Source organism: Kitasatospora sp. NPDC059648, assembly GCF_042734825.1.
GTDB lineage: Bacteria > Actinomycetota > Actinomycetes > Streptomycetales > Streptomycetaceae > Kitasatospora.
This window is the reverse complement of sequence record NZ_JBHWDU010000019.1, coordinates 63,288-86,470: the sequence shown is the minus strand read 5'-3', so window position 1 is coordinate 86,470 and position 23,183 is coordinate 63,288. Positions and strand designations below refer to the sequence as shown.

The window sequence follows — 23,183 nt, the reverse complement described above, 5'->3', positions numbered from 1 at the left end:
CCCCGATCGGGGGTGTGCAGGGGGCCGGCCGGGGAGGACAGTGGGCGCATGCAGATTCCACTCTCCGTGATGGACTTCCTCGACCGGGCCGAGCTGGTCTACGGCGACCGGGTCGGCATCGTCGACGAGCCGGTGCAGCCGGCCGAATCCTGGGGCGAGCTGAGCTACCGGCGGGTCGCCGAACTCGCCCGGGCCCAGGCGGCCGGGCTGGACCGGCTCGGCGTCGGGCCGGGCGAGCGGGTCGCGGTCGTCTCGCACAACTCGGCCCGGCTGCTCACCTCCTTCTTCGGGGTGAGCGGCTACGGCCGGGTGCTGGTGCCGGTCAACTTCCGGCTGCGGGCCGAGGAGGTCGCGTACATCGTCGAGCAGAGCGGCGCCTCCGTCCTGCTGGTCGACCCCGAACTCGCCGACGCGCTCGACGGGGTGGTGGCCAAGCACAAGTTCGTGCTCGGCGCGGACAGCGACGCCCTGCTGTACGACTTCGACACCGCCCCCCGGCGGTACGCGATCTCCGAGAACGACACCGCCACCATCAACTACACCAGCGGAACCACCGCCCGCCCCAAGGGCGTTCAGATCACCCACCGCAACGCCTGGCTGAACGCGACGCTGATGGCCCTGCACTACGGCGCGAGCGACCGGGACGTGTACCTGCACACCCTGCCGATGTTCCACGCCAACGGCTGGGGCCTGCCGTTCGCGCTCACCGGGCTCGGCGCCCGGCACGTCGTGCTGCGCAAGGTGGACGGCGCGGAGATCCTGCGCCGGGTCGAGCGGCACGGGGTGACCTTCCTGTCCGGCGCGCCCGCCGTGGTGCAGATGGTGCTGGACGCGGCCGCCGACTGGGACGGCCCGGTGCCCGGCCGGGACAGGGTGCGGATGATCGTGGCCGGCGCGCCGCCGCCGACCTCGGTGGTGCAGCAGGTCGAGGAGCAGCTGGGCTGGGAGTTCATGCAGCTCTACGGCCTGACCGAGACCGCCCCGATCGTCACGGTCAACCGCTCACGGGCCGAGTGGGACGCCCTGCCGGCCGCCGAGCGGGCCGAGAAGCTGGTACAGGCCGGCGCCCCGGCGCTGGGCACCCAGCTGCGGATCGACGCCTCCGGCGAGGTGCTGGTGCGCTCCAACACCGTGCTGGACGGCTACTGGCGGCAGCCGGAGGCCACCGCCGAGGCGCTGCGGGACGAGTGGTTCCACACCGGCGACGGCGGCACCCTCACCGACGGCCAACTGGCCATCTCGGACCGGAAGAAGGACGTCATCATCAGCGGCGGGGAGAACGTCTCCTCGATCGAGGTGGAGGACTGCCTGTACGGCCACCCGGCGGTGGCCGAGGTGGCGGTGATCGGGGTGCCGCACGAGAAGTGGGGCGAGACGGTCAAGGCCCTGGTGGTGCTCCGGGACGGCCAGGCTGCCGTCACCGAGGCGGAGTTGATCGCGCACTGCAAGCAGCGGCTGGCCGGCTACAAGTCGCCGACCTCGGTGGAGTTCCGGGACGCGCTGCCGCGGACGGCCACCGGGAAGCTGCAGAAGTTCCGGCTGCGCGAGCCGTACTGGAGCGGGCGGCCGCGGCAGGTCAACTGACCAGCCCGGATTCCCTTGCCGCGAGGGCGAGTTCGGTGCGGTTGCGGACGCCGAGCTTGTGCATCGCGGACTTGAGGTAGCCGGTCACGGTGTTGCAGGTGAGGCCCAGGTGGGCGGCGATCTCCGGGTTGGTGCGGCCGGTCGCCGCCCAGCGCAGCACCTCGTGCTCGCGTGGCGTCAACTTCCCTGCGACGACGGTCGACTGGGTCCTCTCGCCACTCCAGGCGGCGGCTCCGGCGAGCGCCCGGGTGGCCGCCGCCGCCAGTTTGCCGACGGCGGAGATCCGGACGTCGCCGAACGGCACGACGGCCCGCAGCGAGGCGTACACCACGCCGTGCACCGTGCCGCCGTGCAGCAGCGGGACGGTGAGCATGGCGTACAGGTCCTCGGCGGTGACGGCGGCGTCGTAGTGGTGTGAAATGGTCGTCGCCGCCCGGTAGTCGGGCACCCAGGCGGGGGCGCGCTCGACCAGCGCCCGGCCGCCGAGGCCCAAGCCGGCCGGGACGGCGACGTCGTGCAGCAGGTCGGCCCGGGTACCCGCCCAGTGGCGCAGCACCATGCCGTCGTCCTTCCGGCCGCGGGCCGCTCCGCCGGGCAGCGGCTCGGGCACGCCGACCAGGCCGACGTCGGCGCCGCACTCGGCCACCACCCGGCGGGCGAGGTCGCCGAGCACGGCGTCCCGGACCAGCTCGGCGGCGCGCACGGCGAGTTCGGGGTCCTCGGTCCGTCCGGCGGCGAGGGTGTCCGGTCGCGCGCCAGCGAGCGTGTCCGGTCGCGCGGCGGCGAGGGTGTCCGGTCGCGCGCCAGCGAGCGTGTCCGGTCGCGCGGCGGCGAGGGTGTCCGGTCGCGCGGCGGCGTCGACGGATCGCGCAGCGGCGAGGGTGTCCGCAGCCCTGGTCATCGCGGAATTGTCACACGCGGTGGGGCCGGTGGCGAGAGTCCTGACGTGCGTGTTTCGTGGAGTGGCGGGCACCGGTGCCGGGCTCGGCGTAGGGTGCGGCGGCGGACTGCCGGCGGGTGGTGACCGCTCCCAACCGGAGGGAAGACCGATGACCGACCCCAACCCCGCGTCCGACGTCCTGCACGGTCTGCTGGCCGACCTGCGGGCCGAGAGCGCCGTCCTCGATGCGCTGGTGGCCGGACTGCCGGCCGACGGCTGGTCCGGGTCCACCCCGGCCGAGGGCTGGACGGTCGCCCACCAGATCGCCCACCTGGCCTGGACCGACGACTGGACGGCGCTGGCCGCCCGCGACCCGGAGGGCTTCACCGCGGCGCTCGGCGGCAGCTTCACCGCCCTGCTGGCCGCCGGGGCCGACCCGGTCGAGGAGGGCGCCCGGGAGGGCGCGGCCGCCGACCCCGCCGTCCTGCTCACCCGCTGGCGCACCGGCCGGACCGAGGTGCAGGCCGCGCTGGCCGCCGCCCCCGCCGACGTCCGGCTGCCCTGGTTCGGCCCGCCGATGAAGCCCGCCTCGATGGCGACCGCCCGGCTGATGGAGACCTGGGCGCACGGCCAGGACGTCGCGGACGCGCTCGGCACCACCCGGGAGCCCACCGCCCGGCTGCGGCACATCGCCCACCTGGGCCTGCGCACCCTGGGCTTCGCCTTCGCGGCCCACGGGCTGCCCGCGCCGGAGCACCCGGTGCGGCTCGAACTGACCGCCCCCGACGGCGGCACCTGGGCCTTCGGCCCGGCCGGCGCGACGGACGTGGTGACGGGCCCGGCACTGGACTTCTGCCTGCTGGTGACCCAGCGCCGCCACCGCGACGACCTGGCCCTCACCGCCACCGGCCCGATCGCCACCGCCTGGCTGCCGATCGCCCAGGCCTTCGCCGGGCCCCCCGGCAAGGGCCGGGCGGCGGCCTCCGGCGCCTGAGCGGCCCGGGGCGGGCCCGTGCATAGACTTCGAGTCGGCCGAACGCACAGACCGGAGGAGGCGCCATGAGCTTCTACGAGCAGCACCGCGAATTCGTCGAGGAGGTGCTGCGCACGGCCCCCGACGGCGTCCGCATCGAATGGTCCGGCGACACGCTGATCATGCAGGCGGCCCCTTCCAGCATTCACCAGTTGAACCTCGGACTCGTCCAGCGGCAGTTCGAGCGCCACGCCCCGGACGGCTACATGCTCAGCGGCAACAGCGCGCTGACCACCCCCGACGTGACGAAGGAGCGGACCCCCGATCTGACCTACCTTCCGATTACTTCCCTCGCCAGGGAAGGCAACACCACGCTCGCCGAGGAGGCCCTCGTCGCGGTCGAGGTGGTCTCGCCGTCCAATCCGGGGAACGACTGGGTGGACAAGCTCCGCGACTACGCGGCGATGGGCATCCCGCTCTACCTGATCGTCGATCCGCGAGAGGGGGTGGTCACGCTGTTCTCCGAACCGAACCGCGACCGCTACCACGTGCGGCACGACCGGAAGTTCGGCGACGGCATGCGCATTCCGGATCCGTTCGACTTCGACCTGGATCTGAACGGGCTCGTGCGCTACCCCGACTGAGTCGCGGGAGGGCTCACAGACCGATCCGCAAGGGGGTGAGCCGGGTGGCGATCAGGTTGGTGGCGCCGCGGTCGCGTTCGACGTGGCCGTGGACCAGCAGGCCCGCCCGGTCCAGAGCGGTGCGCCGCTGGGACTCCCAGACCGGGCGGTTGCAGATCACGTTGATCAGGCCGGTCTCGTCCTCCAGGCTGAGGAAGAGCACCCCGCCGGCCGTCGGCGGTCGCTGGCGGTGGGTGACCAGGCCACCGACCACCACCGCCGTTCCCGGTGGTACGTCCGGGAGTTGGTCGGCGCGGAGCGCGCCGCCGCGGTCGAGGTGGGCGCGCAGGTGCTGGAGCGGGTGGCTGGTGGCGGAGGTGCCGGTGGCCCACAGGTCGGCGATGGTCTCCTCGACCGGGCTCATGCCGGGCAGTTCGGGCGCCTCGGCGCCGGGGGTGGTGCCGGGGAGCAGCTCGGCCGAGATTCCGGCGAACGCCCCCGCTGCCCACAGTGCCTGTCGCCGCGTCAGCCCGAAGCAGTCGAAGGCCCCGGCCGTCGCCAGCGCCTCCAGGGCGGGTGCGGGCAGGCCGGTGCGGCGGGCGAAGTCCTCCAGATCGGCGTACGGCTGTCCGGCCGCGATCGCCTCGGCCTGCGGGGTGCCGATGCCGCGCACCGTCTCCAGGCCGAGCCGGATGGCGGGTTGCGGGCGGCCGGCGGTCAGCGGCGGCTCGGGGGTCGGGCCCCGGTACGGCTCCAGGGTGGGCCGCGGGCCGCTGGCGTTGACGTCCACCCCGCGCACCCGGACGCCGTGCCGCCGCGCGTCCGCGACCAGGCTGAGCGGCGAGTAGAAGCCCATCGGCTGGTTGGCCAGCAGGGCGCAGGTGAAGGCCGCCGGGAAGTGGTACTTGAGCCAGGCGCTGGCGTACACCAGGTATGCGAAGCTGATCGCGTGGCTCTCCGGGAAGCCGTAGTTGGAGAAGGCCTCGATCTTGCCGTAGACGTCCTCGGCCACCTCGGGCGGGATGCCGCGCTCGGCCATCCCGGCGAGCAGCCGCTCGCGCAGCCTGGCGACCCGCTCGCGCGAGCGCTTGGCGCCCATCGCCTGGCGCAGCCGGTCGGCCTCGGACGGGGTGAACCCGGCGCAGTCGATGGCGAGTTGCATCATCTGCTCCTGGAACAGCGGCACCCCGAGGGTCTTGCCGAGGGCGTTCTCCATCAGCGGGTGGGGGCAGCCGGGCGGCTCCGTCCCGGCGCGGCGGCGCAGGTACGGGTGGACGGAGCCGCCCTGGATCGGGCCGGGCCGGATCAGTGCGACCTCGACCACCAGGTCGTAGAAGTGGTCGGGCTTGAGCCGGGGCAGGGTGGCCATCTGCGCCCGGGACTCGACCTGGAACACCCCGACGGTGTCGGCCCGGCGCAGCATCGCGTACACGCCCTTGTCGTCGTCCGGGATGGTGGCCAGGTCGTAGCGCAGGCCGTGGTGTTCGGCGACCAGGTCGCAGGCGTCGTGCAGCGCGGCGAGCATGCCGAGGCCCAGCAGGTCGATCTTCACCAGTCCGGCGCCGGCGATCGACTCCTTGTCCCACTGCAGCACGGAACGCCCGGGCATCCGGGCCCACTCGGTCGGGCAGATCTCCCCGATCGGCTCCTTGGTGAGCACCATGCCGCCCGAGTGGATGCCCAGATGGCGTGGCAGGCCGTGGAGTTGGGTGGCGAGCGAGAGCACGTCGGCGGGGATGACGGCGTCCGCGCCGGGGGCGGAGCGGAAGTCGGTCTGCCGGCTGAAGGCGTCCACCTGGCCCTGCGGGTAGCCGAGCACCCGGGCGGCGTCGCGGATCGCCAGCCGGGGCCGGTAGGTGATCACGTTGGCGACCTGGGCGGCGTGCTCGCGCCCGTAGCGGCGGTAGACGTACTGGATGACCTCCTCGCGGCGGCGGTTCTCGATGTCCAGGTCGATGTCGGGCGGGCCGTCCCGGGCGGTGGAGAGGAAGCGTTCGAACAGCAGCTTGTAGTGGATGGGGTCGACGGCGGTGATCCCGAGCGCGTAGCAGACCGCCGAGTTGGCGGCCGAGCCGCGGCCCTGGCACCAGATGTCCTGGCTCCGGCAGAAGTCCACGATGTCGTGCACGATCAGGAAGTAGCCGGCCAGGTCGAGGTCCTCGATCACGTCCAGCTCCTTGCCGAGCTGGCGGCGTGCGGCGGCGTTGCCGGGGCCGAAGCGGGCCGGGCCGCCGGCCGCGACCAGGGCGCGCAGGTGGCCGATCTCGGTCTCGCCCTCGGGAACGGGGTAGCCGGGCAGTTCCGGGTCCAGCTTGGCGAAGTCGAAGGCACAGGCCCGGCCGAGTTCGGCGGTGGCCCGCTGCACGCCGGGGAAGCGGGCCAGTCGGGCGGCCATCTCGCGGCCCGAGCGCAGGTGCGCGGTGCCGGCCGCCCGCGTCCAGCCGGCCGCCTCCTGGAGGGTGCGGCGCTCGTGCAGGGCGGCCAGGCTCTGCGCGAGGCGGCCCTGGGCGGGGCCGGCGTGGTGGGCGTTGGTGGAGGCGACGACGGGCAGCCGCAGTTCGGCGGCGAGCGCGGCGAGGGCGTCGTTGCGGCGGTCGTCGCCGGGCAGCCACTGGTCGATCAGCTCGACGTGGACGTTCTCGCGGCCGAACGCCTCGGTGAGGGCGCGCAGTCGCCGCTCCGCCTCGTCCCGGTCGGGCAGCGCGGCCGGGACCCGGCCGAGCCGGCAGCCGGTGAGCACCGCCCAGTGGCCGTCGTGCGCCCCGGCCAGCGTGGCGAGGTCGTACGCCGGACGGCCCTTGGCGCCGCCGGCCAGCTGGGCGGCGGCGATCGCGGCGGAGAGGCGGCGGTAGCCGGCCGGGTCGCGGGCGAGGACCAGCAGGTGTTCGGTGCCGTGTTCGCGGCCGCGTCCGGGGCCGCGTCCGGTGTCGCCTTCGCGGCTGATCGTCAGTTCGGCGCCGAAGGCGGTGGCCACGCCCGTCCCCCGGGCCGCCCCGGCGAGGCGGACGGCGCCGTAGAGGCCGTCGTGGTCGGTGATCGCCAGGGTCTCCACGCCCAGCCGGGCCGCCTCGGCGACCAGGTCCTCCGGGTCGCTGGCGCCGTCCAGGAAGCTGAAGGCGGAGTGGACGTGCAGTTCGGCCCAGGGTTCGGCGCCCTCGGCCCTGGGTTCGGCGCCCTCGGCCCTGTCGGCGGGGAGTTCATCGACGGGACGCGGTTCCTCGACGGGGCGGCGCAGCGGGACGACCGTGCGGTCCGGCGCGGCGCCGGTCATCCGGCGGTGCAGCTCGCTCCACGGGAGGGTGGGGTGACTGGTGAAGCCCATCGGGGGTTGCCTTCGTCGTTCTCGTTCTCGTGCTCGTCCTGCTCCCCCCTGCCGCGGGTTCCCGGGCCGCCAGGGCCTGGCCGGCGGATCCTGCCGGACAGGCCCTAGTCGTAGCCGGCCTCCAGGTACCACGCGCCCCCCTCCACGGTGAGCAGCAGTGCCCGGCCGCCGTCCACCACCATCTGGAACCGCGCCCGGCGGCGGGCGAGCGACTGGTCCCACCAGTACTCGACCGCCGGCCATGGCCCCGTCCAGCCCGCCACCCGTTCCTCCCGGCCCCGGACCACGACCAGGGCCGGCCGACCCGACACCCCCGCCCGACCGTCCACCGTGACCGGGCGCCCACCCTCGTCCAGCACCCGTATGGGCGCCGGCTCGCGCAGCACCACGGCCGGCCAGAGATCCGCCGACCGCTCCGCCAGCCGCCCCGGCCAGGGCGCGTCGGCCGGGGTCGCCGCCTCGTACGGCTCGCCCCACGGCACCCTGACCTGCTGCTCGCCCGGGCCGCGCCCGCCGGCCGGCTCGATCCGGCGCAGCCCGGCGTGCCCGAGCACCGCCTGTACCCGGGCCACCGCGCGCTCCACCCGGTCGTCCGCGACGGCCTGGCCCCACAGGGCGAGCTGGCGGCCCTGGTCCGGGGAGAGGCCGTCGGGGGCCAGGCGGAGCAGGGTGAAGCCCGCTTGGTCGCCACGGTCGCCCCGGTCGTCACGGTCGCCCTGGCCGCCCTGGCCTCCGGTGAAGGTGCCCATGCCCTGCCAGGCCTGGAGCTGCCAGCGGACCCGTTCGGCCAGCGCCGTCGCGGACAGCCGGCCCTCGTGCCGCCACAGCCGCGAGGCCGTCCGACCGTCCGCGCAGGCCACCTCGACGGCCACCCGTCGGCAGGTCAGCCCGGCCCCGGCCAACCGCTGGTGCAGCTGCTCGGCCAACGTGCGGGCGACGAACACCAGCGGCTCGGTCAGCGGCTCCGGCGGGTCGAAGCGCTGCTCGACGGCGAGGTCCGGCTCCTCGCCGCGCGGCACCAGCGGGCGCGGCTGCAGGCCCCGGGCCAGCCGGTGCGCGACCGTCCCGGCCGGGCCGAAGCGGTCCGCGACGGACTCGGGCGGCAGCGCGGCGAAGGCTCCGACGGTGGGCAGGCCGAGCCGCCCGAGCAGTTCCGCCAACGCCTCGTCGCCCAGCGCGCCCACCGGGTACGGGGCGAGGAACTCCGCCGTACGGCCGGCGGGGACCAGCACCCCGGCGCGGGCGGCGAGGACGGCGGCGAACAGGCCGTCGGCCACGCCGATCTGGGCGTGGGGGGTGGTTCGGGGTGACGCCGGTACGGCTTCGGATTCGGGTCCGGGTGCGGGGGCGGCCCCGGGTGCGGCCCCGGGTGCGGGTGCGGAGTCCGGGTCGTTCCCGGTTTCGGTCCCGGGCACCGTCACCGCGCCGGGGACCGCGTCCGGGACGGGCGGCCGTTCGAGGGCCTCCGTCACCGCCGCGCCGACCAGGGCCGCCAGCGCTTCCTCGCCGCCGAAGTAGCGGCCCGGGCCCTTCACCGGAATGGCGCACAGGCCCGGGCGGATCACCTCCACCCGGGGCGTGAACGCCTCCACCGCCGCGACCACCGGCTCGAAGCGGCGGGCCTCCGCCTCCGGGTCGCGGTCGCGCAGTTCCAGCTCCGGGCAGAGCCGCTGGGCCAGCTTGAGCCGCTGCCCCTGCCGCACCCCGGCCGCCCGGGCGCCCGCCGAGCAGGCGAGGATCCGGCCGCCCTCGGTCACTGCCACCGGGTCGTCACCGGTGACGGCCACCACCGGCCAGTCCGGGCACCAGACCACCAGCACCCGGGGGGTTCTTTCACCGCTGGGCCTCGTCGACATGTCAGACCACCGCCGCCACGAGTGGTTCCACCGGCTCCGCCATGGGCTGTGGCTGCTCCCGGACCGGGCGCACCGCGCCGTGCTCGTCCGGCAGCCAGAGCCGGGCCGTCCGGCCGCGCACCGCCGCCCCGCGCCCCTCGGCCACCACCTCCACCTGCCGCCCGGCGAGCTGTCCGTAGCCGTCCCCCAGCCCGAACCAGCGCCCGGACCGCACTCCCAGCCGCAGCACCGCACCCGGCCACGGCCCGGCCACCAGCAGCACGCAGCCGCTGCGCCACAGCACCGCGGCCAGCCGGGTGGCCAGCTTCGGGGGCACCGGCCCGTCCGGGCGCAGCATGATCAGTTCGACCGCCCCGGCCAGCACCGACACCACCTCGGGCCAGTGCGATCCCGGGTCGTCCGCGACCAGCAGGCGGCGCAGGTCCAGCCCGTACCCCTCGGCGGCGGCGAGCCCAAGGTCCGGCAGACCGACCGCCGCCGCCCAGCCGCCCTCGGTCTCCCGCACCCCGGCGGCCAGGGCCAGCAGCAGCCCGGCGTCCCCGCCCGCCACCGACACCACCGTCCCCCGCCGCAGTCCGCCGTCCGGCAGCACCTCCCGCAGCGCGGGCGCCACCGGTACCAGCCCGCGCCCCGGCGCCGCCTGCCCGTCCTCGGGCACGACAGCCGTCAGCGGCGCGGCAGCCGCCAGTGCCACCGGCCGCAGCGCGGGGCGTTCGGGCTGCTCGGCGGCAGATTCGAAAACAGATTCGAAAACGGGCACAGCCCCAGGATCGAACATCCGTTCGTAAAGATTCAAGTCCGCCAGAGCACCCCGACCCGTCACGCTCCGTTGCCCCGCCCCGGCGAAGGCTGCGCGTTCTCACTGGATCCCGGCCACCGGCGTTCCCGGTGAGGTGGACGCGGTCGCCGTTCACGGCGGTGCGTATCGGGCCGCTGCGTGCGGACACCCGGAGGCCTGTGAGTCGGCCGAGTCGTACCGACCAGTTCGGGGCGAGCGCGGTGTGGGCGCTGCCGGTCACCGGGCCGTGGGCGTGGGCCGTCCTTCGGTGACCGCCCATCAGGTGAGAAACCGGTGGACAGGCTCCCGGTGGTCGAGAGACTGATCCCATGACGGTGAACGACGGCAAGAACGACCTGCGGATCTACGTCCAGGACGCCCGCGACGCCCTGATGTGGAAGCTGGACGGTCTCTCCGAGTACGACCTCCGGCGGCCGCTCACCCCCACCGGGACCAACCTGCTGGGGCTGGTCAAGCACGTCACCGGCGCCGAGGCGCTCTACCTCGGCGAGGCCTTCGGGCGCCCCTTCCCCCTCCCCGAAGCGACCCCGCTGTGGATCATCGGCACCGCCGAACCGAACGCGGACCTGTGGGCCCGGGCGGACGAGAGCACCGAGGAGATCCTCGGCCGCTACCGCCGGGTCTGGGCGCACTCGGACGCCACCATCGCGGAGCTTCCGCTGGACGCGATCGGCCAACTCCCCTTCGGCAGCCGCCCGAGGCAGACCCTGCACCGGGTGCTCGTCCACGTGATCGCCGAGACCCACCGGCACGTCGGCCACGCCGACCTGGTCCGCGAGCTCATCGACGGCGCCACCGGCCAGCGCTCCGACGGCCCCAACACGGCCCCCGGCGACACCGCCTGGTGGCAGGCCCACCACGACCGCGTCGAGCAGGCCGCCCGACAGGCCGGCGGGCTCGCCTGACAGTGATGACGTCGGGACGGCGGGCATGACGGGCGTGGAGCCGGGGGCCTGGGCGGCCGTCCGGTGCGCGGGCTGCGGGTACTGCGGGACGAAGCCGGGCTTCCGCTGCCTTCCGCGCGTGAACTGCTGGAGGAGCTGCGTCAGTTCGGGCTGGCCGGGACGGCCGTCGAGATGGCGCGGTGGCAGGTGCGACTTGGTGAGCGGGGCGTCGCGACGGAGGTCGCGACCGGCTTCGGGCGCGCTTACCGGTACGTGGGGCCGCCGGAGCCAAGGGAGTTGGCGGCGGACGGCAGCCGTGGCGGTCTGAGTGGTCGGGCCGTTCGGAGTGATCGGGGCGGTCGGGTCGGTCAACCCGTGCGCAGGGCAGGCGAGTTCATCGCTTGGGCGGCCGAACGGACGGCGGCGGAGCTCGTCGAGCCGTTCACCTTCGTGATCGATCTGGGCGGGGCGCTGCGGCTCGTGGACGAGGGACGCTGCCTGCCGTTGGGGCGGTCGGCAGGGGCCGACGAAACCCGCCGTGGCGGTGTCGGGTCGGCCCGCTAGGGTCGGGTGGTCAGGGGCGGAACGGGGAAGGGTGGGGCGCGTGGGGTGTGTGCGGGTGTCCGGGGTGCCGGGCGGGGTGGTGCACGAGGGGAGCCGGGAGTTCCTGGTGCGGGAGGGGCTGCCCGTGGCCGGGGCGTTCCTGGACTTCGGGGCGCTCGACGGCGGACCGCTGAGGGCCTTCCCGACCGCCGGGGCGGACCGGCTGTTCATCCTCGGGGAGACGGACTACTGCACCCCCTTCGCCGCCGTCGGCGACCTGGTGCTGCTGGACGGGACCACCGGCGAGGTGTACCTGGGCAACGGCGGCCCCCGGCGGGACCGGCTGGCCTCCGACCTGGCCGCGCTGTCCGCGCTGGTCCGGGAGATCGAGGCGGTGGGCGCGGCGGCCCGGCGGCCGGAGGCGCTGGACGGGCGGCGCGGGCCCACCGTGGTGGCCGAGGTGATGACCGGGGCCGAGCGGCGGCTGCGGGAGATCGACCCCCGGCTGTTCGGGTACGACACCCCGCCCGCGCACTGGGGGACGGCACTGCTGGTGCGGGCGCTGGGCTGGGGTGCGCTGCCCGGCGGGCCGGACGGGCCCGCGTACGAGGTCGGCCCGGAGCTGGTGGCCGAGCTCGCGGCGCTCACCGACGAGGACGGCGGCGCGGGCCTGGTGCACCGGTTCCGGCCGGAGGGACTGCCCGCCGCCCTGGCGCACGAGCCGACCCGGCGGCTGCTCACCGAAGTCGGGCTGCCGCTCGGCGGGGCGATGTTCGGGGCGTGCGCGGAACCGCTGGTCACCATGGCGCAGGCGTACCCCGAGTACTTCGACGGCGAGGAGGAGCGCCCGTACCAACGGGACTTCCTCGCCCTGGGAGACTGGCCGACCGACCTCACGATCGCCCTGGACGGCGCCACCGGCCGGCTCGAACTGCCGGACTGGTACGACGACGGCCAGCCCGAGGCCTACCTCAACCGCGACCTCTCCGCCCTGCTCTACGCCCTGTGGACGTACGAACGGCTGCGCGCCGAGTGGGAGCGCTGGGAGCACGGCCCGAGCCGGGACACCTGGGCGGTGTTCGATCCGCAGTCGTTGCTGAGCACCGTGGTGGACCGGCTGGTCGAGGGCGTCGACCCGGAGGCCTTCGCCTCGCCGGGCCGCTCCTGGCGACTGCTCGCCGAGGACGGGCACCTGGGCGGGCTGCTCGGGTGAGCCGGCGGGCTGCGGGATGCGGCCCGGCCGGGGTCTTTGCGCCGGTACGCTGCCCCGGTGACGACCATCCGTACGGCGGCGACCGGGCGAAGGCGGACGGTGCTCCTCGGCATCGGCGCCGCGCTGTCCCTCGCCTCGGCGGGCGCGCTGTACGCCCTGCTGTACGTACGGTCGCAGGACTACGGGGACCGCTGCGAGCGCGGCCTGGTCTCGGGCGGCGGGCGACTGCTGGAGACGGGCGCGTCCTGGCTGCCGCCGGACGCCTGGTGCCGGTTCGAGCACCGGAGCCTGTCCACCACGCCGTTCTGGGCGCTACTGCTGTTCTACGTGCTGCTGACCGTGGTGGTCTGGGCGGTCACCTCGCTGGTGCGCGCCCTCCGTCCACGCGCGAACCCGGGACTGGACCGGCAACCGGGGCACGGCGCCGGTCCGGGCTGGTAGCCGCGCCCGCCCCCGTCGGCGGTTCGGGCGGTCGGTGCGGGTGCGGGTTCGGGTGCGGGTGCGGGTTCGGGTGCGGAGCGGGGAGAGGTAGACCGGCAGGAAGGCGGTGGCGAGCACCGCCCCGCCGAGCCAGAGCGTGGTGTGCGGCCCGAGGAGTTCGCCGAGCAGCCCGGAGATCGCGGAGCCGACCGCGAGCGCGCCGAAGAGCAGGAACCGGAACGTGGCGTTCATCCGGCCGAGCAGCGGATCCGGGGTCATCCGCTGGCGCAGGCTCACCCCGAGCACGTTGTCCATGCCGGTCTTCAGCGAGACCAGCAGCCAGCCCGCTCCGGCCAGGAACAGCCACGGCCCGCCGCCGATCAGCGGCACCAGCAGTCCGGCGGGCGCCAGGCACGGGCCCGCCAGCGCGAGGGTGCGGCCGTGGCCGAGCCGGGCGGCGATCGGGCGGGCGCAGCGGGAGCCGAGCAGGATGCCGACCCCGCCGACCGCCCAGAACAGGCCCAACGCGCCTGCGGGAAGGTGCAGTTCCCGTATGAAGAGGACCGGGAGGAGGGTGTTGACCAGCTGCGATCCGAGGTTGGTGAGGGCGGCGGTGACGGCCAGCGCGCGCAGCTCCGGGGCGCCGAGGACGTGCCGCAGGCCCTCGGCGATCTGCGCCCCGAGGCCGGGGGCGGGGCCTGTGGCGGGGGACGCGGGGCCTGTGGCGGGGGACGCGGAGGTCGCGGGGGCAGGGGTCGCGGGGGCAGGGGTACGGCGCAGCGCGGTCAGTTGTAGGGCCGAGCCGAGGTGGCTGAGTGCGGTCACGGCGACCGTCAGTGGTGCGGTGAGCAGTTGGACCAGCATCCCGCCCACGCCGCGTCCGGCGACGTTGCCTACCGCCATCAGGCCGACCACCGCGGCGTTCGCGTCCACCAGGTGCTTCCGGCCGACCAGCCCGGGCAGCACGCTCTGCGCGCCGACGTCGAAGAACACCGTGGCGCCGCCGGAGAGCAACGCGACCGCGTACAGCTGCCCGAGGCTGAGCCCGCCGAACCACCAGGCGAGCGGGACGGAAGCGTAGAGCGCGGCCTTCACCAGGTCGGCGACGACCATGACGCGGCGGTGGCGCATCCGGTCGACCCAGGCACCGGCGGGCAGACCGATGAGCAGGAAGGCGAGGGTGCTCAGGGCGGCGAGCAGGCCGGCCTGTCCCGGGCCGGCGTCGAGCGCGGCGACGGCCACCAGGGGGACCGCGACGTAGCCGACGTTGGTGCCGAGTTGGGTGAAGGCGGTCGCGGCGAAGAGGACGCGGAAGTCGGGGATCCGCCAGAGGGAGTCGGGGCGCATGGTCCGTTTCAGTCCGTGAGCAGCGGGACGGCGGTGCGGGGCTGCGGCCTGTGCTTCACCAGGAACACTCCGGCGAGGACGACGGCCGTCCCGGCGACCGCCCGTACGGTCAGCTGCTCGCCGAGGACCAGCACGCCGAGCGCGGTGGAGACGACGGGCAGCAGGTAGCCGACGGTGGCGGCACTGGTGGGGCCCTCGGTGGCGATCAGGCGGTAGTTGAGGTGGAAGGTGAGCCCGGTGCAGGCGACGCCGAGGACGGTGACGGCGGCCAGGCCGAGCGGGTCGGCGCCGCCGGAGCCGCCGAACGGGTTCAGCGGGCCGCCTGCGGGCAGGGCGACCGTGCTCAGTCCGGCGGCGGCGGCGAGCTGGGCGGCGGAGAGGGCGAGCGGGGCGGTGCCCGTCCCGGCGAGCGCCCGGGCCATGTAGGCGAAGGCGACCGCGTAGCTCGCGGCCGCACCCAGCAGGGCGAGCACCCCGGGGGCGCTGATGCCGCCGCTCTCGCGCCAGGGGGCGAGGATCAGCAGCACTCCGGCGAAGCCGAGCAGCAGTCCGATGAGGCGCCGCGGGGTGCGCGGGCCGTGGGGGCCGGTACGGACCGATGGGTCGGCGCTGACGGCGCGGTCGGGGCCGGCGGCGCGGTCGGCGCGGTCGGCGCCGAGGGTGAGGCCGATCAGCAACGACCAGAGCGGGGTGGTCGCGTGCAGCACCCCGGCCGTGCCGGAGCCGACGCTGCGTTCGCCGTACGCGGTGAGCAGGAACGGCAGGGCGTTGCAGAAGAACGCGGCCACGGCGAGCCTCCGCCAGAGAGCGGCGCCACGTGGGAGGCGTTGCCGGGCGGAGCGGGCGAGCAGCAGCAGGACGGCGGCGCCGAGGGCGGCGCGCAGCACGGTGATCTGCACCGGGGTGAACCCGTGTTGCAGCGCGATCCTGATCCAGAGGAAGCCCGAGCCCCAGAACAGGGCGAGGACGGCCATCCGCAGCACGGGGTGCCTTCCGATAGATGGTGGGAGGTTCCGGACGACGATCGCGCGGAGCGATCAAGTAGCACAAGCGAAAAGTTCTTCAGAATGTTTAAGCTGAGCTACATGAATGCCGTCTCGCTAGACGTCCGCCGGATGCAGGTGCTGCGAGCCGTGGTCGACCACGGCTCGGTGAGCGCTGCCGCCGCCGCGCTCGGCTACACCCCGTCCGCCGTCAGCCAGCAGGTGACCACGCTGGAGCGGGAGACGGGGACGGCCCTGCTGGAGCGGACCGGGCGGGGCGTACGGCCGACCGCAGCCGGGCTGCTGCTCGCCGGGCACGCCGCGGCCATCGACCGGCAGGTCGCGGAGGCGGGTGCGGCGCTGGCCGACCTGCGAGCCGGGCGCAGCGGCAGCCTGACCGTCCGTTACTTCGCCACGGCCGGGTCCACCCTGGTGGCCCCGGCCGTGGCCGCCTTCCGCCGGGAGTACCCGGGCGTGCGGCTCGACCTGGGCCTGACCGAACCGACGGACCAGCTCACCGAGGTGCGGGACGGCCGGGCCGACCTGGCCGTGGTGTTCTGGTCCGACGAGGCCCCGGCCGGCCTGCGGCTGGTGCACCTGCACGACGATCCGTACCGCGCCGTGCTGCCCCGGGGGCACCGGCTGGCCGCGCGGCGCATCCTGGACCTGGCCGAGCTGGCCGACGAGCCGTGGGTGGGCGCCGAACCGCCCGGGCCCTGCCGGAGTCTGGTGCACGACGCCTGCGATGCGGCCGGGTTCCGTCCAGTGGTGGCGGTGGACGGCGCGGACTACCTGACCGCGCAGGGCTTCGTCGCGGCGGGGCTGGGGGTGTCGCTGCTCCCCGAACTGGGCCTGACCCAGCGACACCCCGGTGTCACGGTGCACCGGGTTCGCGGCCCGGAGCCGGTCCGTGCGCTGCACGCCGCCGTGCGGGAGGGGGCCCTGGGGCAGCCGGTACTCGGGGCCATGGTGGAGGCGCTCCGCTCGGCCGCCGGGGCCGGGAGTGGGACCGGGGGCGGGAGCGGGAGCGGGACCGGGGGCGAGCATGGGGGCGGCAGCGGAGGCGAGGGCGGCAAGGGACAGCGCCGTGACCGGCTCGGCGCTGCGGTGGGCTTGAAGCTGCCGCAGCGGCAGGCCCTACGGTCGTGACCAGGGCCGGAGGAACCGGCCCCGGTCCGAGCGAACGTGCACGTCGAGGGACGTGGGATCGAGCGCCTGGAAGCGCACGACTTGAGCGAGGAGACGGCAATGGCCTGGCCGATCGCGGCAGTCGCCCGGATGTCGGGCGTGACCGCCCGGACCCTGCGGCACTACGACGAGATCGGACTGCTGCCTCCGGCCTGGATCGGCTCCAACGGCCACCGCTACTACGAGGAGAGGCAGTTGCTGCAGCTGCAGCAGGTTCTCGTCCTGCGGGCACTGGGCGTGGGGCTGGCCGAGATCGCCCGGATCATCGGCGCCCAGGTGGACGAACTGGAGTCCCTACGGAGCCACTACCGCCGACTGGTCGCCGAGCGCGACCGGCTCGACGCCCTGGCCACCACCGTCTCGCGCACGATCGCCGACCTGGAGCTCTCCCGGAAGGATGGCACGCCCATGACCAGCATCAACCGACCCGAGAACCTCTTCGAGGGGATCCAGCCCGCCGATGTCGATGCCAGCCTGCGCGACTTCCCCGAGCACGCCGAGGCGGCACGGCGCGTGACCGCCGCGATGACCCCGACCGAGATCGAGGCCGGCCAGCGCGAGCGGACCGCGCGGATGGTCCAGCTGGCGGAGCTGCTGGCGGCCGGCCACCCGGCCGACGCCGAGCCCACTCAGCGCATGATCGACGAGGAGTACCAGCTGCTCAGCGGGCTCCGGACGGTCCCGGTGGCGGAGTACCTCGCCATCGCGCGCTCCTGTACGGAGAACGAGCAGTGGAGCGCCGCGTACGAGGCCATCACCCCGGGGCTGGCCGCCTACCAGCGCGCCGCCATGGAGGCGTACGCGGCGGCCCGGCTCCCCTGAGCCGGGCGGCCCGGGGGGGCGGCTTGCGGGCACCGGGGCCGGGAAGTGGGTCCGGGGACGGTACGGGCCCGGATGCACGGGCCCGGAGGAAGCGGCCCGGCCTCTGTCCGGTCACCCGGTGGTCAGCCCACCGGGTGACCGGCACCGTTCCCCCGCCGTCGCCGCTCCCCCGCCGTCGCCGCCGCCGCCACCGTCCGGGATTGTCCGTGCCGTCGCTGCCCTGGCCACCGTCCCCGGCGCCCGTACCGTCACTCGGTCCGCAGCGCGGTGACCGTCCGGGTGCGGGCGGCCCAGGTGGCGGGTAGCAGGGCCCCGGCCAGGGCCAGCACCAGGCCGCCGAGTATCAGCGGTCCCACGACCGATGGGGCGAACACGGCGAGGTCCACGTCCGGCACCTCGATCCCGGCGGCGCGGGCCATCGCGGGCATCACCAGGTGGTGCACCGCGACCCCGATCGGAACCCCGACCAGTCCGGCCAGCAGTCCGCTGCCGCAGACCGAGGTGAGCACCATGCCGATGGTCTGCCGGGGCGACATCCCGAGCGCCTTGAGCACCCCGAGGTCGTGCACCCGTTCCCGGGTGTCCAGCAGCACCGTGTTGAGCACCCCGAGCCCCGCCACCGCGGAGAGCAGCAGAGTGAGCGTGCCCGCCAGGGTGTTCATCGCCAGCATCACGATGTTGACGTGCTCCTCCCCCGGGTCGGCGCTCAGCCCCATCGGCGAGACGGCCGCGTCCAACCCGTCCGCGTAGGCCTTCACATCGGTGCCAGGGGTCAGGTCGATGTGGAAGGAGAGCGCCTCGGTGTGGATCCCGCCGCCGAGCGGCTCCAGCGAGGACCGATCGAGGAACACCACGTCCTCGGTGGTCACGACCTCGCCGACGATCTTCACCAGGGTGTCGCGCCCGTGGTCGGTGAGGGTGACGCTGTCACCGACCTTCTTCTGATTGGCCCGCAGGAAGGCCGCGCCGACCGTCGCCTCACCGCGGCCGTGGAACCAGCGGCCCGAGACCAGTTGGAAACCGCTCCAGGAGGCGTCGCCGGCGAATGCGACCACCTCGGAGCGTCCGGTGTTCCCGACCACGGTGGCCTCGGCCGGCACACTGCTGTACCAGGCCCTGGTGCCCGGGCGGGACTCGATCGCCCCCACCACGGCCGCCTCGTCCACGTGGTCGACGGGCTTGGCGCCGTCGAACGGAGCCTGGACCATCACCTTGCCCGCGCGGTCGGCCGTCAGCCCGTCCTGGAGGGAGCTCAGGGAGAGCGTCAGACCGACGCACAGGGTGACCCCGACCGTTCCGAGCACCACCGCGGCGGCGGTGGTGGCCGAGCGGCCCGGCCGGTTCAGCGGGGACGCCAGTCCGAGGCTGAGTGCGCGCGGCCCCGGCAGTCGGCCGATCAGGTTCTGCGCCCGGGACAGCACGCCCACCACTCCGGCTCGGCTCGCCACCGCCCCGGCGGCCGCCCGCTTGGCGCCTGGCGCCGTCCGGCCGACCGCGAGGGCCTCCACCGTGCGCAGCCGTCCGGCCCGCAACGCCGGAACCAGCGCCGTGCCGACCACCGCGCCCAGGGCCGCCGCCGCGACCACCACGTCCACCCAGGGCGGGATGCCGAGCAGACCGCCACGCAGCGCCTTGTGGGCAATCCCGAGCACGGGTACGGACAGCAGGTTGCCCCCGAACACGCCCAGCGCGGTGCCGATCCCGGCGGGGATCAGCGCCTGGCCGACGTAGGCGCGCGCCACCTGGGACGGAGTGAAGCCCAGGGACTTGAGGATGCCGATCCGCCGGGTGGCGGCGCTCACAGCACCGCTGACCACGACCCCGATGATCAACACCGACATGGCCAGGCCGAGCACCCCGAAGGCCGTGACGAACGGGACGAAGGTCGAGGCCGTGCGGTTGGCCTCCGCCTGGGCGGGCCGGTAGGTGGTCGCCTTGGTGATCGCGCCGTTCGGCACGGCGGCGGCGATCGCCGCGTGGTCGGCCTCCATCTCGGCGTCGCTGCCGGCGTGGGCGAAGCGGTAGAGGTACTGGGCGGCGGGCGTCGCGCCCGGCGCGGTCAGACCGGCCACCTGCTCGGGGGCGACCCAGCCGTCCGCGCTCCAGGAGACGGAGGCGGCCAGGCCGACGACCTTGAGCGTCGGATGCCCGGGCAGCTCGGGGAACTCCATGCTGCCGCCGACGGCCAGCGGCGAGTGCCCGTCCAGGAACACCACCTCACCGGGGCCCGCGATCCAGCGGCCCCTGGTGATCTGCAGGTCGTCCATCGGGCCGTTCTGGGCGCGGCCGACCAGCGTCATCGATGGCAGCAGGCTGCCGGCCGGCGGAATCTCGGTGCCCGGGCCGGAGCGCGGCTGGACGGTCACGGCCGGGAGGGGGCCGCCCGAGGCCGTCACACCGGGCGCGTGCGCAGCCGCGGCGAGTTGGGCGGGGCCCACCTTGGCCTGGTCGTACACCACGTTGAGGTGCGCACCGTGCTGGTCGGCGAAGGAGCGCTCGTACGGGCCCCGGGCGGCGACCAGCAGCCCGAGGGCGAGGATGCAGGCCGTCACCGACATCATCGTGGTGAGCACCATGACCAGGGTCTGCACCCGCTTGCGGCCGACCCCGGCCCGAACCACCTTGCTCATCGCGCTCATTAGAGGGCCACCCCGCTCCGGCCCCCCGGCGCCGACGCCGACGCCGTGTCCCGGACCAGACGGCCGTCGAGCAGTTCGATCGTCCGGTCGGCGCAGGCTTCGGCGAGCGCGTTGTCATGGGTGACCAGCAGGATCGTCTGGCCCTCCGCGTTGAGCCCGCGGAGCAGGTCGCGGACGTCGGCGGCGGAGGCGGTGTCCAGCGCCCCGGTCGGCTCGTCGGCCAGCAGCAGCGGCGGGCGGTTCATCAGCGCCCGGGCCACCGCGACCCGCTGCCGTTCGCCGCCGGAGAGCCGGCCGGGGAAGGCCTTGGCGTGCCGGGCCACCCCGAGCCGTTCGAGCAGTTCCCCGGCCCGCGCCCTGGCCTGCTCCCGCCGCATCCCGGCCAGTTGGGCCGGGAGCAGCACGTTGTCCTCCACGTTCAGGTCGTCCAGCAGGTTGAAGAACTGGAACACCATGCCGATCCTGGTCCGCCGGTACTCGGCCAGCGCGGCCTCGCCGAGTTCGTGGACGGCCACGCCGTCCACCTCGACGCCGCCCTCGCTCGGGCGGTCGAGGCCGGCGATCAGGTTCAGCAGAGTGGACTTGCCGCTGCCCGAGCGGCCGAGCACGGCCAGCGCCTCGCCGGCCCGCACCTCCAGGTCGAGCCCGGCCAGGGCGGGACGGGCGCTGTCGGATCGGTCGTACGTCTTGCTGACGCCGCGGATCCTGATGATCGGCGCGTTCACGGGCCCTCCACGGTTCGGGGTCCGGCACCGGGGGACCCGGACCGGCTGACGGAACATCACGCTACGAATCCGCGGCTCGGTGCGGGCAGCCGTCTAAGCGGCGTCCTGGGGGTGTATCCAGATACACCTCGAACTGGGTGTTCAGGCCTAGAGCACCGGGTCTCGGGGCGGGGCAGACTGACCAGCGAAAGATCGGAACCGAGGCCCGCGGGGCTCCGGTGCCAAGGCTTCGAGCCCGAGGGGGCTCAGGACGAAGGGGGTGCGACATGGGGGCCGGAGTGATCGGCAAGGTGGCCCGGCGGGTGGGCCGGGCCTGTGTGGACGGCGTGCGCGCCTGGTACGTGGCGACGCTGGCCGTGACGGGGCTGGTCTCGCTGCTGGCCGGGCCGATCCTGCTGGCCTCCGCGCTGTTCGGCCCCGACGAGTCCCGGCCGTTCCACTCGCCCGGCGGGGCGCTGATCCTGCTCGTACCGATGGCGCCGGTCGCCCTCTGGGCGCTCTGCTGGGCCACCGGGGGCGGCGGCCGGGCGGTCGGGGCCGCGCTGTTCGCCCCGGGCGCGCTCGCCGTGACGGCGGCCCACCTGTACGGCGGCGCGGCCCCCGGAAGCCGGTCGGTCTCACTCTGGCTGGCGCCCACGCTGCTGGTGTTCGGCCTGTTCGGCGCACGCTGGATCGCGACCGAGACCCGGCGCGTCGTCGACCGTTGGAGCGGGCGGCCGGTCCCGGTGCCGTACCGCCGCCCGGGCGGCGATTCCGGCCCCTGGCAGCGATTGCGGTCCGGCGGCTGGCTGGCCGACCCGGCGACCTGGCGGGACCTCGCCTGGGCGCTCCTCACCGGCCTCGCCGTGCTGTTCACCGCCGCGGTCGTGCTGCTGACCCCGATCGCCCTGGAGATCTTCGGCCGGAACGGACTGCTCTTCCCGCTGTTCCTCGTCTACGGTGCGGGCGTCTGGGCGGCCCCGTTCGCCCTCCTGTGGGCCGCCCCGCCCGTCCTGCGGATCCACGAGAGGGCCGCCCGGTCCCTGCTCGGACCCTCCCGGCGGGCCGAACTCACCCGCCAGGTAAGCCACCTGGCGCGCACCAGGGCGGACACCATCGACGCCGGGGCCGCCGAACTGCGCAGGATCGAACGGGACCTCCACGACGGGGCGCAGGCCCGGCTGGTGGCGCTGGGCATGCTGCTGACCGTCGCCGAGCAGGTGAAGCACGACCCGGACGCCCTCGGGCCGCTGCTGGCCGAGGCCCGGACGTCCTCAGTGAAGGCGCTGGGCGAGCTGCGGGACCTGGTCCGGGGCATCCACCCACCGGTGCTGGCCGACCGCGGCCTGGCCGACGCGATCGAGGCGACCGCACTGGACCTGCCGCTGCCGGTCACCTTCACCGGCGGCCTGCCCGGCCGGGCCCCGGCTCCGGTGGAGTCGGCCGCCTACTTCGCGGTGAGCGAACTCCTGGCCAACGTGGTGAAACACGCCGAGGCCTCGCACGTATGGATCGAGATAGGGCACAGTGACGGGCTGCTGCGGATATCGGTCACCGACGACGGGCGCGGAGGCGCCGAACCGTCCCGGGGAACCGGCCTCAGCGGTACCGAACGCCGATTGGCCGCCTTCGACGGGGTGCTCGCGATCAGCAGTCCGTCCGGTGGTCCGACCATCGTGAACCTGGAGATCCCGTGCGCGTTGTCATCGCCGAAGACCTCTTCCTCCTCCGGGACGGGCTGACCCGGTTGTTGGAGGCCAACGGCATGAAGGTCACGGCGGCGGTCGAGAACGGCGAGCAGTTGCTCGCCGCCGTGGCCGCCGACCGGCCCGACATCGCCGTGGTCGACGTGCGGTTGCCGCCGACCTTCACGGACGAGGGACTGCGGGCGGCGCTGGCGGCCCGGAAGGCCCACCCCGGCCTGCCGGTGCTGGTGCTCTCGCAGTTCGTGGAGCAGCTGTACGCCCGGGAGCTGCTGGCCGGCAGCTCCGGCGGTATCGGCTACCTGCTCAAGGACCGCGTGCTGGACGGCGCGCAGTTCCTCGACGCCGTCCGGCGGGTCGCCCAGGGCGGTACCGCGATGGATCCGGAGGTGATCACCCGGCTGCTCACCCACAACTCCTCGGCCGGTCCGGTCTCCACCCTCTCCCCGCGGGAGCGGCAGGTACTGGGGCTGATGGCCGAGGGCCGCTCGAACGCGGCGATCGCCCAGCAACTGGTGATCACCGAGCGGGCGGTCGCCAAGCACACCGCGTCGATCTTCGTCCGGCTCGACCTCCAGCCCTCCGATGACGACAACCGACGCGTCCTGGCCGTCCTGGCCTACCTCAACAACTCCTGACGGTCTCGACACCCCTGGAAGGGAGCCGCCGATCGCCGGCCATCCGCACTTCTTGACGAGCC

At 74.7% G+C, this 23,183-nt stretch carries 18 protein-coding genes and 1 pseudogene; 10 read left to right on the top strand and 9 right to left on the bottom strand.

Annotation, left to right across the window (positions count from 1 at the left end; translation table 11 throughout):
- Positions 1 to 48 precede the first annotated feature (48 nt).
- The gene (locus ACFV1W_RS14790; RefSeq protein WP_380416444.1) at positions 49 to 1,584 is read left to right on the top strand and encodes an AMP-binding protein; all 1,536 of its coding nucleotides are present in this window, start codon (positions 49 to 51) and stop codon (positions 1,582 to 1,584) included.
- On the opposite strand, the gene ACFV1W_RS14785 is transcribed toward ACFV1W_RS14790, so the two are convergent.
- Positions 1,577 to 2,485, bottom strand: coding sequence for a LuxR C-terminal-related transcriptional regulator (locus ACFV1W_RS14785; RefSeq protein ID WP_380416441.1), 909 nt, complete (start codon positions 2,483 to 2,485; stop codon positions 1,577 to 1,579). The two genes, ACFV1W_RS14790 and ACFV1W_RS14785, sit on opposite strands and share 8 nt — an antisense overlap.
- A gap of 148 nt (positions 2,486 to 2,633) precedes the next feature.
- On the opposite strand from ACFV1W_RS14785, the gene ACFV1W_RS14780 reads away from it, so the two are divergent.
- Entirely contained in the window at positions 2,634 to 3,458 is an 825-nt protein-coding gene (locus ACFV1W_RS14780; protein WP_380416439.1) for a TIGR03084 family metal-binding protein, read from the top strand.
- Between the two features lie 65 nt (positions 3,459 to 3,523).
- Complete coding sequence (locus ACFV1W_RS14775) at positions 3,524 to 4,081, top strand: Uma2 family endonuclease (RefSeq protein WP_380416437.1); 558 nt, start codon at positions 3,524 to 3,526, stop codon at positions 4,079 to 4,081.
- Positions 4,082 to 4,094: 13 nt separating this feature from the next.
- Here the strand turns inward: ACFV1W_RS14775 and ACFV1W_RS14770 are convergent, their stop codons facing one another.
- The 4 genes and pseudogenes from ACFV1W_RS14770 to ACFV1W_RS14755 all read right to left on the bottom strand — a co-directional run.
- On the bottom strand, positions 4,095 to 7,382 hold the full coding sequence (locus tag ACFV1W_RS14770) for an error-prone DNA polymerase (protein ID WP_380416436.1): 3,288 nt from the start codon (positions 7,380 to 7,382) through the stop codon (positions 4,095 to 4,097).
- A gap of 104 nt (positions 7,383 to 7,486) precedes the next feature.
- Positions 7,487 to 9,238 carry a DNA polymerase Y family protein gene (locus tag ACFV1W_RS14765; RefSeq protein WP_380416433.1) on the bottom strand — a complete coding sequence of 584 codons (1,752 nt, stop codon included), beginning with the start codon at positions 9,236 to 9,238 and terminating at the stop codon, positions 7,487 to 7,489.
- A gap of 1 nt (position 9,239) precedes the next feature.
- The gene (locus tag ACFV1W_RS14760; RefSeq protein WP_380416431.1) at positions 9,240 to 9,998 is read right to left on the bottom strand and encodes a hypothetical protein; all 759 of its coding nucleotides are present in this window, start codon (positions 9,996 to 9,998) and stop codon (positions 9,240 to 9,242) included.
- Between the two features lie 118 nt (positions 9,999 to 10,116).
- Positions 10,117 to 10,260 (bottom strand): annotated as a pseudogene (locus ACFV1W_RS14755) (oxidoreductase); the annotation flags it as partial.
- 85 nt (positions 10,261 to 10,345) lie between these two features.
- On the opposite strand from ACFV1W_RS14755, the gene ACFV1W_RS14750 reads away from it, so the two are divergent.
- The 3 genes from ACFV1W_RS14750 to ACFV1W_RS14740 all read left to right on the top strand — a co-directional run bounded on the left by ACFV1W_RS14750 (position 10,346) and on the right by ACFV1W_RS14740 (position 12,677).
- A complete protein-coding gene (locus ACFV1W_RS14750) occupies positions 10,346 to 10,942 on the top strand; it encodes a DinB family protein (protein ID WP_380416430.1) in 597 nt (198 codons plus the stop codon).
- A gap of 63 nt (positions 10,943 to 11,005) precedes the next feature.
- Positions 11,006 to 11,485 carry a hypothetical protein gene (locus ACFV1W_RS14745; RefSeq protein WP_380416428.1) on the top strand — a complete coding sequence of 160 codons (480 nt, stop codon included), beginning with the start codon at positions 11,006 to 11,008 and terminating at the stop codon, positions 11,483 to 11,485.
- Between the two features lie 55 nt (positions 11,486 to 11,540).
- The gene (locus ACFV1W_RS14740; protein ID WP_380416426.1) at positions 11,541 to 12,677 is read left to right on the top strand and encodes an SUKH-4 family immunity protein; all 1,137 of its coding nucleotides are present in this window, start codon (positions 11,541 to 11,543) and stop codon (positions 12,675 to 12,677) included.
- A 312-nt stretch (positions 12,678 to 12,989) separates the two neighbouring features.
- On the opposite strand, the gene ACFV1W_RS14735 is transcribed toward ACFV1W_RS14740, so the two are convergent.
- Positions 12,990 to 14,444 carry an MFS transporter gene (locus ACFV1W_RS14735; protein WP_380416424.1) on the bottom strand — a complete coding sequence of 485 codons (1,455 nt, stop codon included), beginning with the start codon at positions 14,442 to 14,444 and terminating at the stop codon, positions 12,990 to 12,992.
- Positions 14,445 to 14,452: 8 nt separating this feature from the next.
- Positions 14,453 to 15,418 carry a DMT family transporter gene (locus tag ACFV1W_RS14730; RefSeq protein WP_380416423.1) on the bottom strand — a complete coding sequence of 322 codons (966 nt, stop codon included), beginning with the start codon at positions 15,416 to 15,418 and terminating at the stop codon, positions 14,453 to 14,455.
- 141 nt (positions 15,419 to 15,559) lie between these two features.
- On the opposite strand from ACFV1W_RS14730, the gene ACFV1W_RS14725 reads away from it, so the two are divergent.
- Both ACFV1W_RS14725 and ACFV1W_RS14720 read left to right on the top strand, forming a co-directional pair.
- Positions 15,560 to 16,576, top strand: a complete 1,017-nt coding sequence (locus ACFV1W_RS14725) for a LysR family transcriptional regulator (RefSeq protein WP_380416522.1) — start codon at positions 15,560 to 15,562, stop codon at positions 16,574 to 16,576.
- Between the two features lie 99 nt (positions 16,577 to 16,675).
- Positions 16,676 to 17,437: a MerR family transcriptional regulator gene (locus tag ACFV1W_RS14720; protein ID WP_380416421.1), complete on the top strand. Its 762-nt coding sequence runs from the start codon at positions 16,676 to 16,678 to the stop codon at positions 17,435 to 17,437.
- Positions 17,438 to 17,685: 248 nt separating this feature from the next.
- Here the strand turns inward: ACFV1W_RS14720 and ACFV1W_RS14715 are convergent, their stop codons facing one another.
- Complete coding sequence (locus ACFV1W_RS14715) at positions 17,686 to 20,067, bottom strand: FtsX-like permease family protein (RefSeq protein WP_380416419.1); 2,382 nt, start codon at positions 20,065 to 20,067, stop codon at positions 17,686 to 17,688.
- 8 nt (positions 20,068 to 20,075) lie between these two features.
- Entirely contained in the window at positions 20,076 to 20,801 is a 726-nt protein-coding gene (locus tag ACFV1W_RS14710) for an ABC transporter ATP-binding protein (RefSeq protein WP_380416417.1), read from the bottom strand.
- Between the two features lie 266 nt (positions 20,802 to 21,067).
- On the opposite strand from ACFV1W_RS14710, the gene ACFV1W_RS14705 reads away from it, so the two are divergent.
- Positions 21,068 to 22,522, top strand: a complete 1,455-nt coding sequence (locus ACFV1W_RS14705) for a histidine kinase (RefSeq protein WP_380416414.1) — start codon at positions 21,068 to 21,070, stop codon at positions 22,520 to 22,522.
- Positions 22,474 to 23,121, top strand: coding sequence for a response regulator (locus tag ACFV1W_RS14700; protein WP_380416412.1), 648 nt, complete (start codon positions 22,474 to 22,476; stop codon positions 23,119 to 23,121). Before ACFV1W_RS14705 ends, ACFV1W_RS14700 begins: the two co-directional genes overlap by 49 nt.
- The last annotated feature ends 62 nt before the right edge of the window (positions 23,122 to 23,183 follow it).

Bases quoted from the DNA above. Each gene is read 5' to 3' on its own strand.
- ACFV1W_RS14790 (WP_380416444.1), top strand. From the start codon at position 49: ATGCAGATTCCACTCTCCGTGATGGACTTCCTCGACCGGGCCGAGCTG.
- ACFV1W_RS14785 (WP_380416441.1), bottom strand. From the start codon at position 2,485: ATGACCAGGGCTGCGGACACCCTCGCCGCTGCGCGATCCGTCGACGCC.
- ACFV1W_RS14780 (WP_380416439.1), top strand. From the start codon at position 2,634: ATGACCGACCCCAACCCCGCGTCCGACGTCCTGCACGGTCTGCTGGCC.
- ACFV1W_RS14775 (WP_380416437.1), top strand. From the start codon at position 3,524: ATGAGCTTCTACGAGCAGCACCGCGAATTCGTCGAGGAGGTGCTGCGC.
- ACFV1W_RS14770 (WP_380416436.1), bottom strand. From the start codon at position 7,382: ATGGGCTTCACCAGTCACCCCACCCTCCCGTGGAGCGAGCTGCACCGC.
- ACFV1W_RS14765 (WP_380416433.1), bottom strand. From the start codon at position 9,238: ATGTCGACGAGGCCCAGCGGTGAAAGAACCCCCCGGGTGCTGGTGGTC.
- ACFV1W_RS14750 (WP_380416430.1), top strand. From the start codon at position 10,346: ATGACGGTGAACGACGGCAAGAACGACCTGCGGATCTACGTCCAGGAC.
- ACFV1W_RS14735 (WP_380416424.1), bottom strand. From the start codon at position 14,444: ATGCGCCCCGACTCCCTCTGGCGGATCCCCGACTTCCGCGTCCTCTTC.
- ACFV1W_RS14730 (WP_380416423.1), bottom strand. From the start codon at position 15,418: ATGGCCGTCCTCGCCCTGTTCTGGGGCTCGGGCTTCCTCTGGATCAGG.
- ACFV1W_RS14725 (WP_380416522.1), top strand. From the start codon at position 15,560: ATGCAGGTGCTGCGAGCCGTGGTCGACCACGGCTCGGTGAGCGCTGCC.
- ACFV1W_RS14720 (WP_380416421.1), top strand. From the start codon at position 16,676: ATGGCCTGGCCGATCGCGGCAGTCGCCCGGATGTCGGGCGTGACCGCC.
- ACFV1W_RS14715 (WP_380416419.1), bottom strand. From the start codon at position 20,067: ATGAGCAAGGTGGTTCGGGCCGGGGTCGGCCGCAAGCGGGTGCAGACC.
- ACFV1W_RS14705 (WP_380416414.1), top strand. From the start codon at position 21,068: ATGGGGGCCGGAGTGATCGGCAAGGTGGCCCGGCGGGTGGGCCGGGCC.